The sequence below is a fragment of the Buttiauxella izardii genome (assembly GCF_003601925.1).
GTDB classification, from domain to species: domain Bacteria; phylum Pseudomonadota; class Gammaproteobacteria; order Enterobacterales; family Enterobacteriaceae; genus Buttiauxella; species Buttiauxella izardii.
In genome coordinates this window covers 121,162-137,376 of the sequence record NZ_QZWH01000027.1, presented here as the reverse complement: position 1 = coordinate 137,376, position 16,215 = coordinate 121,162, and the positions used below count along the sequence as shown (strand labels likewise).

The window sequence follows — 16,215 nt, the reverse complement described above, 5'->3', positions numbered from 1 at the left end:
TATGCTTTCCGAAATTTAGATTGATCTTTGTCCTGATACGCATTACTGTATATTCATACAGTAACCCATCAGGCGGGATTAACTATGCAATCACGTAACATTCAGACTCACGTTGCCACTCTTCCTTCTACTGCGTCTTCTTTGGCGCAGTCATCAGCAGGTAACAATACTAAAGGGTTGATTAGTGAAGTGATCTATAGCGAAGATCAGCCATGGGTTACGCAATTGGTATTATTGCCGCTGCTTCAACAGCTCGGGCAACAGTCACGTTGGCAGCTTTGGCTGACACCACAGCAAAAATTGAGTCGTCAATGGGTTCTTTCGGCAGGTCTGCCGCTTACAAAAGTGATGCAGGTGAGCCAGTTAGATCCACTTTTCACCGTTGATGCTATGGTAAAAGCATTGCAGACTGGAAATTACAGCGTGGTCATCGGTTGGTTGCCCAAAGAATTAACAGATGAAGAACATTTACAGCTGTCATCGGCAGCCGAAATGGGTAATGCAATCGGCTTCATAATGCGTCCTATGCACACCTCGAAAACAGGGTGTCGACCACGAACCGGCCTAAAAATTCATTCTAGTTTGTATCATTAAGTAAATTTAAGAGAAATCCTGGAACTTTTCTTGCGCTCCTGACAAATCTTTGTGATTCATCGGGGAACCAAGCCTCAAGCCGCTTGTAGCGGCGTTCTCTAGAAATATTTGAGTATAAATTCTGCGCGAAGTTGTTAGAAAATGTGTACACAAGTCGTTTTTTTTCATATGCCTGACGGACATCACACTTGTAAGTTTTCAACTACGTTGTAGACTTTAGCTCGCCAGGGTTGCTCTTCCATAACACCGATTGATCGGTAGAGTAACAAGTGAGCATAAACTCGGGCGAAGGATTTAACCCTGGGCTTTAGAGCGTTTTTAAAGCTCATGGCCTTTTTGGATGATAATGAGGCGCAAAAAATGAAAAAGACAGCTATCGCGATTGCAGTGGCACTGGCTGGCTTCGCTACCGTAGCGCAAGCCGCACCGAAAGATAATACCTGGTATGCAGGTGGTAAGTTGGGTTGGTCCCAGTTCCATGACACCGGTTTCTACGGAAACGGCTATCAGAACAACAATGGCCCAACTCACAACAGCCAACTGGGTGCTGGTGCGTTCGGTGGTTACCAGGTTAACCCGTACGTTGGTTTTGAAATGGGTTACGACTGGTTAGGTCGTATGCCATATAAAGGCAGCGTTGATAACGGTGCTTTCAAAGCGCAAGGCGTTCAACTGGCTGCTAAACTGAGCTACCCAATTGCTGACGATCTGGACCTGTATACCCGTCTGGGTGGTATGGTTTGGCGTGCAGACTCTAAAGGTAACTACAACAACGGTGCTACTCGCCTGAGCGATCACGATACCGGTGTTTCTCCTTTAGCTGCTGTTGGTCTTGAATATGCAATCACCCGTGATATCGCAACTCGCCTGGATTACCAGTGGGTTAGCAACATCGGTGACGCACAAACAGTTGGTACTCGTCCAGACAACGGCATGCTGAGCCTGGGTGTTTCTTACCGTTTCGGTCAATACGATGCAGCTCCAGTTGTAGCTCCGGCTCCAGCACCAGCTCCAGAAGTACAGACCAAGCACTTCACTCTGAAGTCTGATGTTCTGTTCAACTTCAACAAAGCAACTCTGAAACCAGAAGGTCAACAGGCACTGGATCAGCTGTACACTCAGCTGAGCAACCTTGATCCAAAAGACGGTTCAGTAGTTGTTCTGGGCTTCACAGACCGTATCGGTTCTGACGAATACAACCAGAAACTGTCTGACAAACGTGCACAGTCTGTTGTTGATTACCTGATCTCTAAAGGTATCCCAGCTAACAAGATCTCCCCACGTGGTATGGGCGAATCTAACCCAGTTACTGGCAACACCTGTGATAACGTAGCTCCTAAAGCTAAACTGATTGATTGCCTGGCTCCAGATCGTCGCGTAGAGATCGAAGTTAAAGGTATCAAAGACGTTGTAACTCAGCCTGCGGCATAAGTTACCGTTATAAAAAAACCCCGCTTCGGCGGGGTTTTTTGTTTTTAAATTCTTAAGAAGTTTACTCTTTACCGAGCAATGCCTGCAGATCCTGTTTAAGCGATGACATCTGATTGGCGTATTGTTCTTTACGCTCAGCATCTTCAATCAATTGCACAATCGTTTCTGAAAGCGTGCACCCTCTCCGATGAGCAAGCCCTGCTAAACGCTGCCAGACCAAATATTCCAGGTCGATAGATTTCTTACGCGTATGCTGATGCTCAGCATTAAAATGCCGTTTACGACGCGCGCGGATGGTTTGCTTCATGCGGTTGTGAAGTTCTGGATTCATATGCTGTTCTATCCAGCTCAAAACACGCACCGGTTCATTTTCTAAGCGTAACAACTCATCAACAGCTTCTTTCGCTGCACTCGCCTCGATATAACGTGTGATTAGCTCGCCTTCGCGGTGTTTTTTAACCAGATACTTCCACTTCCAGCCGCTCTCGAGATTTTCCAACTGTTGATATTTCATTGTTGTCTCAGTGTGACCGTGTAACTCACTTCAGAATAACAGTTTTTTTTATTTTCGCTTACCTGAAAAATGAAAGCTGTGAGCTAAGTAAACTTGCCGCCCCGCATAAACCGTGTGCTGCCCTGGCTATTCTTGTATAATCGCGCCTTTGACATCTAATTAATAAATAGCGACTTTGACGACTAATCGACTTGAATGGCGTGCTCTTGTACCTGATACCGAAAGCTATCAGGAAATTTTCGCACAGCCTTATGATTCCGAAACTGCCCCTTTCTCCGCTGTGCAACCGCGCCTGTCTTATGGCCTGGTGCAGCTCAGCCAACCGGTAGCCTCGGCCGTTCTGATGCTGGTAAAAGCCGCTGAAGAAGCCGAATACCTTAATCTCATTGCCGCTGCCGCACGCGAATGCTGGTCGCAGGACAATGCCCTGACAGGGGGTCATTACCTGATTGAAGGCTCGCGCATTACGTTGCGCCCTGCCGAATCAGCAGACGACAACTTTGCGGGCCATTCTGAAGTGGTTGCGGCTGACTGGATTGAAGCGGACCAACTCTTCGGATGCGTGCGCCAGTTCGCCGGTGAAATCACTCTGACTCCAGGTCTGGTTCACCGTGCTAATGGTGGCATTCTGGTGCTGTCGTTGCGCAGTGTTTTAGCGCAACCGCTATTGTGGCTACGGCTCAAACAAATGGTTATTCAAGGCCGTTTCGACTGGATTTCTCCGGATGAAACGCGTCCGCTGCCGGTTAACATTCCCTCACTTCCACTTAGCCTGAAGCTAGTTCTGGTTGGCGAGCGCGAATCGTTGGCTGATTTCCAGGATATGGAACCCGAGCTGGCGACGTCCGCTATTTACAGCGAATTTGAAGAGAATCTACAAATCACTTCTGCCGATGATATGGCGTTGTGGTGCCAGTGGATTTATGCCGTCGCACAGTCAAAATCGCTACCTGTCCCGGCAAATGACGCATGGCAAGTTTTAATTCGTGAAGCCGTGCGTTATACCGGCGATCAGGAAACGTTGCCGCTGTGTCCGTCGTGGATCGGTCGCCAACTGCGTGAAGTCGCCGCTTTCACCGAAGATGAAAGCTTTGGTGCCGAAGAGCTAACGCAGATGCTAGCGCAGCGCGAATGGCGCGAAGGTTATCTGGCTGAACGCATGCAGGATGAAATCCTGCTCGAGCAAATCCTTATCGAAACCGAAGGGGAAATGGTCGGCCAGATCAACGCCTTGTCCGTGATTGAATTCCCAGGCCATCCGCGCGCATTTGGCGAACCTTCGCGAATCAGTTGCGTCGTGCATGTTGGTGATGGTGAATTTACTGACGTTGAACGCAAAGCTGAATTGGGTGGCAATATTCATGCGAAAGGCATGATGATTATGCAGGCATTTTTGATGTCTGAATTGCAACTTGACCAGCAAATCCCCTTCTCCGCTTCGCTGACTTTTGAACAGTCTTATAGCGAAGTTGACGGCGATAGCGCTTCTATGGCCGAGCTGTGTGCATTAATCAGTGCGCTGGCAAATGTGCCGATTTATCAACATATCGCGGTGACCGGTTCAGTCGACCAGTTTGGTCGTGTACAACCGGTTGGTGGTCTGAACGAGAAAATTGAAGGTTTCTTCCGTATTTGCCAGCAACGCGAATTTAACGGCAAACAAGGCGTGATTATCCCTGTTGCGAATGTGCGTCACCTTTGTTTGCATCAGGATGTTCTGGATGCGGTAGAGCAAGGGCAATTCACCATTTGGGCCATCGAGGATGTCACAGATGCACTACCCTTATTAACAAACTTGCCCTGGGATGGCGAAGGGCAAAATACGCTGTTGCGTGCGGTACAAGAGCGAATCGCTCAGGCATCCGCGCAAGATATTCGGCATCGTTATCCGTGGCCATTACGTTGGCTTAACTGGTTCACCCCGAACTGATCGGACTTGTTGAGCGTACACGTGTTAGCTAACATGCGTGCTTCATTATAAAAAGGCTTACTGTAAACATGGTAGATAAACGCGAATCCTATACAAAAGAAGATCTTCTTGCCTCTGGTCGTGGCGAACTGTTTGGTGCTGAAGGCCCACAGTTGCCTGCGCCATCCATGCTGATGATGGACCGCGTGGTCAAGATGACCGAAGACGGCGGTAACTTCGATAAAGGTTACGTTGAAGCAGAATTGGATATCAATCCTGACCTGTGGTTCTTCGGTTGCCACTTTATCGGCGATCCTGTAATGCCTGGTTGTCTGGGTCTGGATGCGATGTGGCAGCTTGTTGGTTTCTACCTGGGCTGGTTGGGTGGCGAAGGTAAAGGCCGTGCACTGGGCGTGGGTGAAGTTAAATTTACCGGCCAGGTTCTGCCAACCGCGAAGAAAGTGACTTACCGTATTCACTTCAAACGCATCGTGAATCGCCGCCTGATTATGGGCCTGGCTGATGGTGAAGTGCTGGTTGATGGCCGTGTGATTTACACCGCTACCGATCTGAAAGTGGGTCTGTTCAAAGATACGTCTGCTTTCTAAGAGCTGTTCTTCTAAGCTCTAAAACGCGAAACCTCCGCATGGCGGAGGTTTCTTTTTCTAAAGAGACAGTGATTACGCGGTAACCGCCCTGTCTTCCATGGCTTCTCGCCAGCCTCCCATCCAGTACGACCTCTGATTCAGTGCCTGATACGGACACATCTCTTTGGAACGTCCGACGATACCTGCTTGATAACCACGTTGATGAGCCCGTTCCAGGCGATCTCGTTTTTGTCTCTTCATGCCTCGTTTCCCTCATTTCTTTAATCTGGTGGAAAGAAAACAGTGTCTGCAAAATGTGCAGGCACATATAACGAATACCTTCAAAATCAGCCATCGTCAATGCGCAAAATTCACGCCAATGTCATAAATGAGAGCTACGCGTGATGAAATTTGAGATAAAAATGAGACATGAAGCGGGTAATGGGTTAATGCCAAAAGAAAAGCTGCGCTTCGATTTGCTATCGAAGTACGCAGCTTTTTTGTGCTACACAGAAGATTAATTAATACGCGTTAGCTGGCTGGCGATACTTTGCGCTTCTTGCTGCCAGGCCTGAGCTAAGGTTTTTACCATGGCATCATAACCATCTTCTTGTTGCTTGAGCTCCAAATGGAACGGGCGTTTTATCAATTGCCCCTGATGATTAAGCAACCATTCGCCACTCACAATCACTTTGCCGTCATAGCGCCCGTGGAACCCCGTCACGTTAACATTCAGAGTATCCTGAAGGCTGCCCAGCGGTTGTGAAGCCACCACCCAACCGGGTAATGCGCTGCTCAGATTGCTTACCAACGTATTGCGCAGTTGCTGATCCAATGGACTCGCCCACAAATTACTCGTCGCAATCACATACTGAACATCGCTGGTTTGATAAACCACGCCGTTTCCGGCGAGGTAATCAGGAACCGCTACCTGTTCCACCCATAATAAATGGGTTCCAGGCTGGCTCACAGCCTGCATAGCAGGCGTTGAGCTCTGAGGCAGTTGGTAATACGTTTTTCCGTCGTCGCTACTGCTACAGGCCGTTAAGGCTAATACAGCAATCAATAGGAGCCATTTTTTCATTCTTTTGCCCTCTTCGGCTGGGGATCTTTTTTATCCTTCGCTTCAAAGACCAGCGAATTGCTCTTATCGTTCAGCGTACGCAGCACAGGCTGCAACTCACGCAGAACCTGATCAAGACGCTGCATATCCGCCACCATCTTGTTGTACGCCGCAGAACCCGGCTGGAAGCCTTGCATGCTGCGGTTCAGCTCGCGAAGCGTTGACTGCATATCCTCAGGCAGCGATTGCATCGACTTATTCGCGGTAATCTTGTTCAGATTATCGAGCGTCTGCTGCAGGCGCTTCATAGTGCGCTGACTTTCCGCAAGCGAACTCGTGGTTTGCTCAATCATTGGATTCAATGGCAAGTTGTTAATCTTATCCAGAGTTTCCAGCAATCGTTGTTGGATTTGCGCCAGGCCACCGCTCATCGTTGGGATAATCGGATAACCATTAAACGTCGGCAAATCGGTAACCGGTGGAGCTTTAGGATTGAAATCAAGATCGATAAACAATGCCCCCGTCACCAGGCTGCCGGTTTTCATTGAAGCCCGTAAACCACGTTGGATCAGCGAAGTCATGTTGTCCTGCAGATGGACATCATCACCGACCAGATTTTGCAAACGCTCTGGCTCAAGACGAATCAGCACCGGTATACGGAAGTCATCGTTGATTTTCTGACGCATGCCTTCGGTGAAGAATGGCACTTTCGCGACCGTTCCGAGGCGAATACCACGGAATTCAACTGGAGCACCCGGTTGCAAACCACGCACCGAATCTTTGAAGAACATCAGGTAATCAATGTGATCGGTATACAAGGAGTCCTGAATGCTTTTCTGATCGTCAAACAGGTTGAACTCGCTCCCTGCCGTAACGGGTTTACCAAGATCCCAGCCTTCCGGCACGTCAAAACTCACGCCGCCGCTAAATAACGTGGTGAGCGAACCCATTTCAACGCGCATCCCCTGGGATGACATATCAACGGCAATGCCGCTGTCCTTCCAGAAACGCACATTGCTGGTCACCAGACGATCGTTTGGCGCGCTGATAAACAGCTGATAGCTGATGCTACGTTTTGCCGCATCGAAAGTGCTGGTTTCAACAGAACCCACGCGATAACCACGGAACAGAACCGGGTCGCCCGGAGAGAGTTGCCCGGCTTTGTTACTATCGAGCGTAATGCGGATACCTTTTGCATCAGGCGGTGCCAGTGGCGGTGCATCCAGCAAATCATAGCGCTCATTTTTTGCGCCTTTATTCCCGGGTTGCAGTTCGATATAAGCACCAGAAAGCAACGTACCCAGGCCAGAAATACCTTCGCGTCCGACCTGCGGTTTCACGACCCAAAACACCGAGTCTTTATGCAGCAGTTTTTCCATGCCCGAATTTAAACGAGCCGTAATTTCGACATGTAGCAAATCATCTGAAAGCACTGCGCTTTCCACGACGCCGACATTAACGCTGCGGCTTTTAATCATGGTTTTCCCACCCTCAATGCCTTCGGCATTGGTGGTGATCAGCGTTACTTCAGGTCCCTGATGGCTGTAGTGATAAAATAAAATCCACGCGCCAATCAGCAAAGTAACGATAGGGAAAATCCATACCGGGGACCAGTTTTTAACCTTTGCGACTTTTGCTTCCCCGCTTTTATTTTCCATGCTCAGACGACTCCTCATGAGTTGAATCCGGTGCGCGATCCCAGGACAAGCGAGGGTCAAAGGTCATCGCAGCAAACATTGTCAAAATAACCACTAACGCAAACATGACAGCGCCGATTGCCGGGTAGATACTCATCAGTCCTCCCATGCGCACCAGCGCTGATAAAACCGCAATCACGAACACATCAATCATCGACCAGCGCCCAACAAATTCGACCACTTCGTAGATTAAATGCATGCGTTCACTATCACGACGCCCGTGGCCTTTGGCATCCCAACATAACCACGCGATCGCCAACATTTTGAGCGTCGGAACCATAATACTGGCAATGAAAATCACGCCTGCCACCGGGTAGGAGCCTTCACTCCACAACAAAATAACCCCGGCAATAATCGTCGATGGGATTTTGCTTCCCAACACTTCGGTGATCATGATCGGCAAAATATTGGCAGGCAGATAAAGCATAATGGATGTCAGCAACAGAGCGAGCGTCCATTGCAAACTGTGTCGACGGCGGACGTAACCTTTCGTCTCACAGCGTGGGCAAATTTTTTGGTCTTCAGGAACAATGGCGGTACAGCATGGGCATGAACGCAACCCCTGGCGAATACCCGCAACACCGACTTTAAGCGGTGCCGCAATCGCAGGCTCAGGTTCGATATCGTCCCAAAGCCAGCGCCGGTCGACACACTGGAAAGCACGTAGCTGCAAAATACAAAACAGACACCAAGGAATAAAGCTGCTTCCCACACCAATGTCGCCGTAAGCCATCAGTTTGACAAAGCTCACCAACACGCCCGCAAGAAAGATTTCCGCCATGCCCCAGGACTTTAACTGGAACAGGATTCGGGCCAGCCACTTTTTCACGGCCAGTGATAATGGAGCCTGGTTAACCAGTAGCAAAATAGTGATCAAGCAAAAGGCGGGAACCGCTTGTACAAACGCCATGAAGAAAGTGCCGAGACTAGCGTAGTCTTCATCAAACATGACGCCAGGAATCTCAAGCAGTGAAACTTCACTACTCATGCCGGCGACTTTCATATTGATGAAGGGGAAAAGATTGGCCAGCAACAGCATAAATAACGCTGCAATGGCATAGGCCGTAGGTCGTTGACGTGGTGATGCCCACTGAGTCAGAAGTGTTGTCCCACAACGTGGACAGACGGCCTTGTGGCCGTCTTCTAAAACAGGTAGAGCGACAAGTAAGTCACATTGCGAACACAATATGTGTGAACGATGTTGATGCGTGGCACACATATCGGATCTCCTTGTATTACGCGCCGTTTTTCAGAGCTTCCAGATATTCCCAGCGCTCAAAAGCTTCTTCCAGTGCTTTTTCCGCAGTGGTCATATCAGCCAAAGTTTTTTGCGTCACATCGTGGGGTTGGTTAAAGAATTCCGCATCTCCGACCTTCGCTTGTAGCGCTTCCAGTTCCGCCTCAAGTTGTTCAAGACGCTGTGGTAATTGCTCTAATTCACGTTGCAGGTTATAGCTTAGCTTGCTCGCAGCGCGTTTAACAACTTCCGCCTTTGCAGGCTGGTTGTTTTGCGCTTTATCTGCCACAGGTTGGCGCAAAGATTGAGCAGAAGCCTGCTGGCCTTTAGCATCATGATAGCCACCTACGTAGCGGCCAATTTTACCTTCGCCTTCAAAAATCCAGCATTCGGTCACGGTGTTATCGACGAATTGACGATCGTGGCTCACCAACATCACCGTACCCTGATAACCGTCAATCAGCTCTTCCAGCAATTCGAGCGTTTCGACATCCAGGTCGTTTGTCGGTTCATCGAGAATCAGTAAATTGCTTGGTTTTAGGAATAAACGGGCAAGTAACAGACGGTTACGCTCACCACCCGACAACGCGCGTACTGGCGTCATGGCACGTTTTGGATGGAACAAGAAGTCCTGTAAATAGCCCAGAACATGGCGCGGCTTGCCGTTCACCATCACTTCTTGCTTACCTTCTGCCAGGTTGTCCATCACCGTACGGTCTGGATCAAGCTCTGCACGGTGTTGGTCGAAGTACGCCACTTCCAGCTTGGTGCCGCAATGCACGCGACCACTGTCGGCCTGCAACTGGTCGAGCATCAATTTCAGCAGTGTGGTTTTGCCACAACCGTTTGGCCCCACCAGCGCGATTTTGTCGCTGCGTTGAACCTGTGCCGAGAAGTCTTTCACCAATGGGCGTTGGCCGATGGAGTAACAAACATCTTCCATCTCGAAGACAATTTTGCCTGAACGGGCCGCTTCCTCGACCTGCATTTTGGCGCTGCCCAGCACTTCACGACGCGCACTGCGTTCATTACGCATCGCTTTCAAAGCACGAACACGGCCTTCGTTACGTGTACGGCGCGCTTTAATACCCTGACGGATCCAAACTTCTTCTTGCGCCAGTTTGCGATCAAACTCGGCGTTTTGCAGATCTTCTACGCGCAACGCTTCTTCTTTTGCCAGCAAATACTGGTCGTAGTCGCCTGGGTAAGAAACCAATTTGCCACGATCAAGATCGACAATACGGGTCGCCATATTGCGAATGAATGAACGGTCGTGGGAAATAAACACGATGCTGCCCTGGAACTCTTTCAGGAAACCTTCCAGCCAGTCGATCGCTTCAATATCCAGGTGGTTCGTCGGTTCATCAAGCAGCAGTACGCGCGGAGAGCTAACCAATGCACGGCCCAGCGCCGCTTTACGCAACCAACCGCCAGACAGCGCTGACAGTTCGGTATCCGCATCCAGGCCTAATTGCAGCAGCACTTCATTAATGCGGCTTTCAAGCTGCCAGAGATTCTGGTTGTCCAGAATTTCCTGAATACGCGCCATCTCATTGAGGTTTTTATCACTCGGATCGGTCATCACTTTATGAGAAATATCGTGATACGCCTTGAGATGTTCAGCTTGTTCTTCCACGCCTTCGGCGACGAAATCGTAAACCGTGCCCGCCACGTTACGCGGCGGATCTTGCTGCAAACGCGCAACGATCAGATCTTGCTCGTAAATCATGCGGCCATCATCCAACGGCACTTCACGATTCAGGATCTTCATCAGCGTGGATTTACCGGCGCCATTACGGCCAACCAGACAAACGCGTTCGTTTTCTTCGATATGGAGTTCAGTGTTATCTAATAACGGTGCGTCGCTAAACGACAACCAGGCACCGTGCATACTAATTAATGACATGACAATTAATCCTTGGCTACGTGAGTAACGAGCCAGCAGTTATGAATTTGGCGATTACGGGCAAAGTCTTGCGACAGAGTTTTTTGGGTGATTTCCTGAGCGCTCAAGCCGAGGTTAGCCAGCCCGTCAAAGTCCATTTTGAAGCCACGTTTATTGTTGGAGAACATAATGGTGCCGCCCTGGCGCAACAGGCGCTTCAGGTCTTTCATCAGCACGAGGTGGTCGCGCTGGACATCAAAAGATTCTTCCATACGTTTTGAGTTTGAGAACGTCGGCGGATCGATGAAAATCAGGTCAAACTGTTCATCGGTTTCACGCAGCCAGCCCAGGCAATCTGCCTGAATCAGGCGGTGAGCGCGGCCACTCAAACCATTAAGGCGCAGGTTACGTTCAGCCCATTCCAGATAAGTACGCGACATATCCACGGTAGTCGTGGTTTTCGCGCCGCCCAGACCCGCATGAACGGTCGCACTGCCGGTATAAGCAAACAGGTTAAGGAAATCTTTCCCTTTGCTCATTTTACCGAGCATGTGACGCGCAATTCGGTGGTCGAGGAACAGACCGGTATCGAGATAATCCGTCAGGTTCACCCACAGACGAGCGTTGTATTCGCTCACTTCCATGAAGTCGCCCTTCTCGTCCATTTTCTGATACTGACTTTTCCCTTTCTGGCGCTCACGGGTTTTCAGGATCAGGCGGTTGGATGGCAACTCAAGAACTGAAAGCGTTGCCGCAATCACATCAAACAGACGCTGGCGCGCTTTGTTGGCATCAACGGTTTTCGGCGGGGCGTACTCTTGCACCACAACCCACTCGCCGTAGCGGTCAACCGCAACGTTATATTCTGGCAAATCGGCATCGTAAATTCGGTAGCACTCGATACCTTCCTGGCGCGCCCATTTGTCGAGCTTTTTAATATTTTTGCGCAGGCGGTTGGCGTAATCATCCGCAATCTGGCCTGATGCTGCGCCAGTGCTGTTTTCTGACAGCTGATAGTTTTTCTGCACACAGTCCAGCGGGCCGTTCTTCGCTTTGAACTGGCGCTCGGCACGCAATTGCAGGCAGCTCAACAAATCTGGCGATGCGCTGAACAGTGACAAGTTCCAGCCGCCGAAATGGTTCTTCATGTTACGACCGAGCAAGCTGTGCAACGCAATCAGCGCAGGCTCGCTGTCCAGACGTTCGCCGTATGGCGGGTTGCTGACAACCGTACCCGCCGGGCCTTCTGGCTGCGGGTTAGTCAGTTTTGCTACGTCTTTAACTTCGTAACTAATGATATCGCCTAGGCCCGCACGGCGGGTGTTGGCGCGAGCGCGTTCAATCACGCGTGAATCGTTATCTGAACCATAGAAACGCGAGGTGTACTCACCTAAGCCTTTACGGGCGCGAACCTGCGCTTCTGTGGTGATTTCTTTCCACAGATCGACGTCGTGATTCGCCCAGCCCAGGAAACCCCAATGCTTGCGATGCAAACCAGGCGCGCGATCGGTGGCGATCATTGCCGCCTCAATCAGCAAAGTACCGGAACCACACATTGGATCGAGCAGCGGCGTGCCCGGCTGCCAGCCTGAACGCATCACAATGGCTGAAGCCAGCGTTTCTTTGATTGGTGCCGCACCGGTGCTGTCACGGTAGCCGCGCTGATGCAGGCCTTCGCCGCTTAAATCCAGCGCAATGCTGGCGGTGTCTTTATTCAGCCAGACGTTAATACGCAGGTCTGGCTGTTCACGCTCAACGTTCGGACGCGGCAGATTTTTACGCGTGAAGGAGTCAACAATCGCATCCTTTACTTTTAACGCGCCGTATTGGCTGTTACGAATGACGTCGTTCAGGCCGCTGAAATGCACCGCAAAGGTGGCATCCGGGCCAAACAGCGCAGGCCAGTCGATGGTCTGTACGCCGAGATACAAATCCAGGTCGCTGTAGACGCTGCATTCGTTTAATGGCAGCAAAATGCGGGACGCAAGGCGGCTCCACATCAGGCTTTGATAGAGCAGACGTGAGTCCCCCTGGTAATGTACGCCGCCCTGAACCACCTGGCATGCTTGCGCACCAAGGCCCTCCAGTTCAGTTTTTAATAGCTCTTCAAGCCCACGCGCCGTACTGGCAAACAGAGAATTCATATCGTCACTTAATCAGGTATAAAAAGAAAATTGTGGCGCATTATAGCCAATCCGCCACGCATGTCATAAAGTTGGGCTCTTATATTGTTTATTTATTTCTGCCCAGGGAATGCGATGATCACCCTATCCCAGCTTTACATCCACCCGGTGAAATCGATGCGCGGGCTGGCCCTCTCTCATGCACAGGCAACCACCAGCGGTTTAGCGTTTGATCGCATCTTTATGGTGACGGAACCCGACGGCACTTTTATTACCGCCCGTACATCACCTGAAATGGTGCTCTTCACTCCAGCCATTACTCACGATGGCCTGTTCCTGAGCGCCCCTGATGGTAGTTCTGCCACCGTACGTTTTGCAGATTTCCAGCCTGAAGCCGAACTGACCGAAGTCTGGGGAAATCATTTCACCGCGCAAATCGCGCCGGACGAAATCAACCAGTGGTTGAGCGGATTTTTCTCTCGACCGGTGCACTTACGCTGGCTGGGCGAAACGTTAACGCGCCGCGTGAAACGCCATCAAGAAGTGCCTTTGTCTTTTGCCGACGGTTATCCTTTCCTGCTGACCAACGAAGCTTCCCTGCGCGATTTACAAAACCGTTGCCCGGCGAGTGTCAAAATGACGCAATTTCGCCCGAATATGGTAGTCACCGGCGCGCAAGCCTGGGAAGAAGATACCTGGCAAGTAGTGCGAATAGGCGGTGTGACGTTTGATGTCGCCAAACCTTGCAGCCGTTGTATTTTCACCACCGTCAGCCCTGAGCGTGGACGTAAGCATCCGAGCGGCGAACCGCTGGCTACGCTGCAAAAATTCCGTACGGCGCAGGATAACGGTGATGTCGATTTCGGCCAGAACCTGATAGCCCGTAACAGCGGCGTGATTCGTGTCGGTGATGAACTGGAAATTTTAGCGACTAAACCGGCCAAAATTTATGGTGCTGGAGCCAGCGTTGAATCACTCGAACCGTTCGAGCAACCAGAAAGCACGGTCGCCATTGACTGGCAGGGTCAGCAATTTCGCGGTAACAATCAGCAGATTTTGCTTGAGCAACTCGAGCAGCAAGGCATTCGTGTGCCCTACTCGTGCAGAGCAGGAATTTGCGGCAGTTGCCGAATTAAGTTAGTGAGCGGGGAAGTCAAAGCGTTGAAGAAAAGCGCTATCAATGACGACGGCACAATTCTGTGTTGCAGCTGTATTCCTGCGGGCGACGTGGAATTGGCAGGGAATTAAACCGCCTGATCGAGATTGAGGTCGTCGCTTATCGGTTGCGGCCTTAATCTGTCATTCATCACTTTTATTGCATCACCCAACTGCATTGTGCGGCCAGCTAACTGTAATCCCGGTTGTGCCAGCAAGCAGAGCGCCGCGTTGTTACCCGTTTCAACCACCAGCAGATTCACCTGCTGCATATCTTCGCTTAACCAGACGCAAGCCGCATCGCCAGAAGCAGGCTGCCAGCAATCGCCGTGAGAAATAAAGTGCCAGCTTTTGGGCATTTGCGGTTTGAGGTAACGAATCGCGACCAGCGCATTTAATACCAGTTCAGCGCGCTGTTCTTTACTTAATACCAGGTCGCGACACTTTTCTTCAAAGGAGAAATACAGAGCGGCGTCATCAACACAAAACCCAGTATTTTCAAAGGCATCGGGTGTCAGCATTTTACGCGGGAAACGGGAACGGAAAAGCATACCATTGGCTAAATCGAGCATCATACGATCGTGCTCTTCATCATAATACCAACGCCAATTATCGTCCGGCTTAATCCGCATAATGAGTTACCCTTTACCTTTTAATCCATATTACTGCGATATCAAATATCCTTATCGCCGCCTCGTAAAAGAACACATTAATAAAAGACCAATATGTTCAAATTAGCAACAGTGATGGAATATAAAACAACCGGAGCAGGAAATAAAGCTCCGGTTGTCTGGAAAGTAAAATGATTACAGACCTGAAATGATTTCTTTAATCAGCGGTGGGCCTTTAAATATGAAACCAGAATATATTTGCACCAGTGAAGCTCCTGCCGCCATCTTCTCGCGAGCAGCAATCACTGAATCAATCCCGCCCACACCAATAATCGGCAAGCGACCATTTAATTCTTGCGACAAGCGGCGAATAATTTCTGTGCTTTTTAACTGAACCGGGCGACCACTTAATCCCCCCATTTCATCGCAATATTTCATGCCCTGAACCAGGCTACGATCTAATGTCGTATTGGTGGCAATTACCCCATCAATATTATGGCGAACTAAACTGTCAGCAACCTGGATCAATTCTTCTTCAGAAAGATCCGGCGCGATCTTCACAGCCACTGGCACATATTTATGATGCAATGCCTGGAGCGCCTGCTGCTTATTTTTAATCGCAGATAAAAGATCGTCTAACGCTTCGCCGTATTGTAGCGTGCGTAATCCTGGAGTATTTGGCGAGGAAATATTGATCGCGATATAACCTGCATACGGATAAATTTTATCCATACAGATCAAATAATCGTCTTTACCTTGCTCAACCGGAGTGTCTTTATTCTTGCCGATATTGATGCCCAGCACGCCATCGAAATGGGATTTTTTGACATTCTCGACCAGGTTATCAACGCCATGGTTATTGAATCCCATGCGGTTAATTAAGCCTTCAGCTTCCACCATGCGAAAAATGCGTGGCTTATCATTTCCAGGCTGTGGGCGAGGCGTTACGGTGCCAATTTCAATGGAACCGAAGCCCATGGCACCCAGCGCATCAATGCACTCACCGTTTTTGTCCAGGCCTGCGGCCAGACCCAGCGGGTTCTTAAACGTCAGTCCCATGCAAGTCACAGGTTTAGACGGCACGTTTTGCCGCACCAGCCATTCGAGCGGTGTACCTGTTACACGACGCAATTGCTGAAATGTCACTTCATGAGCGCGCTCTGGATCGAGCTTGAATAGGGCTTTACGAACGAAGGGGTAGTACATGAACTCTCCTGGATACCCGGTATGCAAACCGGGGCAGTATTATTAACGATAACGCCCCTGAATGGAATTGACCTGCAACAAAAAACAACGAATCAACGCAAACGTTTTCTTCTCTTTGCCCTTTATGCGATTTCTGGCAAATGAAAACCAGATAAATCATTTAGCGGAATAACACTTCTGCGCGAATATCACACTCAATTGTT

General features: G+C 49.9%; 14 protein-coding genes. 5 read left to right on the top strand and 9 right to left on the bottom strand.

Annotated elements, in window-relative coordinates; all coding sequences use genetic code 11:
- Positions 1-84 precede the first annotated feature (84 nt).
- Both sulA and ompA read left to right on the top strand, forming a co-directional pair.
- On the top strand, positions 85-594 hold the full coding sequence (sulA, locus tag D6029_RS13085; protein WP_120065168.1) for an SOS-induced cell division inhibitor SulA: 510 nt from the start codon (positions 85-87) through the stop codon (positions 592-594).
- A 360-nt stretch (positions 595-954) separates the two neighbouring features.
- Entirely contained in the window at positions 955-2,025 is a 1,071-nt protein-coding gene (ompA, locus tag D6029_RS13080) for a porin OmpA (RefSeq protein ID WP_120065212.1), read from the top strand.
- Positions 2,026-2,086: 61 nt separating this feature from the next.
- On the opposite strand, the gene matP is transcribed toward ompA, so the two are convergent.
- On the bottom strand, positions 2,087-2,539 hold the full coding sequence (matP, locus tag D6029_RS13075; RefSeq protein WP_034494358.1) for a macrodomain Ter protein MatP: 453 nt from the start codon (positions 2,537-2,539) through the stop codon (positions 2,087-2,089).
- A gap of 175 nt (positions 2,540-2,714) precedes the next feature.
- On the opposite strand from matP, the gene D6029_RS13070 reads away from it, so the two are divergent.
- Entirely contained in the window at positions 2,715-4,469 is a 1,755-nt protein-coding gene (locus D6029_RS13070) for an AAA family ATPase (RefSeq protein WP_120065167.1), read from the top strand.
- A 68-nt stretch (positions 4,470-4,537) separates the two neighbouring features.
- Entirely contained in the window at positions 4,538-5,056 is a 519-nt protein-coding gene (gene fabA, locus D6029_RS13065; RefSeq protein ID WP_120065166.1) for a bifunctional 3-hydroxydecanoyl-ACP dehydratase/trans-2-decenoyl-ACP isomerase, read from the top strand.
- A 72-nt stretch (positions 5,057-5,128) separates the two neighbouring features.
- Here fabA and rmf read toward each other — a convergent pair whose 3' ends face one another.
- From rmf to rlmKL, 6 genes are all read right to left on the bottom strand, one after another.
- On the bottom strand, positions 5,129-5,296 hold the full coding sequence (gene rmf / locus D6029_RS13060) for a ribosome modulation factor (RefSeq protein ID WP_120065165.1): 168 nt from the start codon (positions 5,294-5,296) through the stop codon (positions 5,129-5,131).
- 256 nt (positions 5,297-5,552) lie between these two features.
- Positions 5,553-6,119: a membrane integrity-associated transporter subunit PqiC gene (gene pqiC / locus D6029_RS13055; protein WP_120065164.1), complete on the bottom strand. Its 567-nt coding sequence runs from the start codon at positions 6,117-6,119 to the stop codon at positions 5,553-5,555.
- Entirely contained in the window at positions 6,116-7,756 is a 1,641-nt protein-coding gene (gene pqiB, locus D6029_RS13050; RefSeq protein WP_120065163.1) for an intermembrane transport protein PqiB, read from the bottom strand. The genes pqiC and pqiB overlap by 4 nt, the downstream gene beginning before the upstream one ends.
- Positions 7,746-9,014: a membrane integrity-associated transporter subunit PqiA gene (gene pqiA / locus D6029_RS13045; RefSeq protein ID WP_120065162.1), complete on the bottom strand. Its 1,269-nt coding sequence runs from the start codon at positions 9,012-9,014 to the stop codon at positions 7,746-7,748. Before pqiA ends, pqiB begins: the two co-directional genes overlap by 11 nt.
- 16 nt (positions 9,015-9,030) lie before the next feature.
- Positions 9,031-10,938, bottom strand: coding sequence for an ABC transporter ATP-binding protein (locus tag D6029_RS13040; RefSeq protein WP_120065161.1), 1,908 nt, complete (start codon positions 10,936-10,938; stop codon positions 9,031-9,033).
- A 5-nt stretch (positions 10,939-10,943) separates the two neighbouring features.
- Positions 10,944-13,061: a bifunctional 23S rRNA (guanine(2069)-N(7))-methyltransferase RlmK/23S rRNA (guanine(2445)-N(2))-methyltransferase RlmL gene (gene rlmKL, locus D6029_RS13035; protein ID WP_120065160.1), complete on the bottom strand. Its 2,118-nt coding sequence runs from the start codon at positions 13,059-13,061 to the stop codon at positions 10,944-10,946.
- A 114-nt stretch (positions 13,062-13,175) separates the two neighbouring features.
- Here rlmKL and D6029_RS13030 point away from each other — a divergent pair, with 114 nt between their 5' ends.
- Positions 13,176-14,288, top strand: coding sequence for a YcbX family protein (locus tag D6029_RS13030; protein ID WP_120065159.1), 1,113 nt, complete (start codon positions 13,176-13,178; stop codon positions 14,286-14,288).
- On the opposite strand, the gene zapC is transcribed toward D6029_RS13030, so the two are convergent.
- Positions 14,285-14,827, bottom strand: a complete 543-nt coding sequence (gene zapC, locus D6029_RS13025) for a cell division protein ZapC (protein WP_120065158.1) — start codon at positions 14,825-14,827, stop codon at positions 14,285-14,287. The two genes, D6029_RS13030 and zapC, sit on opposite strands and share 4 nt — an antisense overlap.
- A gap of 174 nt (positions 14,828-15,001) precedes the next feature.
- Complete coding sequence (gene pyrD, locus D6029_RS13020; RefSeq protein WP_120065157.1) at positions 15,002-16,012, bottom strand: quinone-dependent dihydroorotate dehydrogenase; 1,011 nt, start codon at positions 16,010-16,012, stop codon at positions 15,002-15,004.
- Positions 16,013-16,215 lie beyond the last annotated feature (203 nt).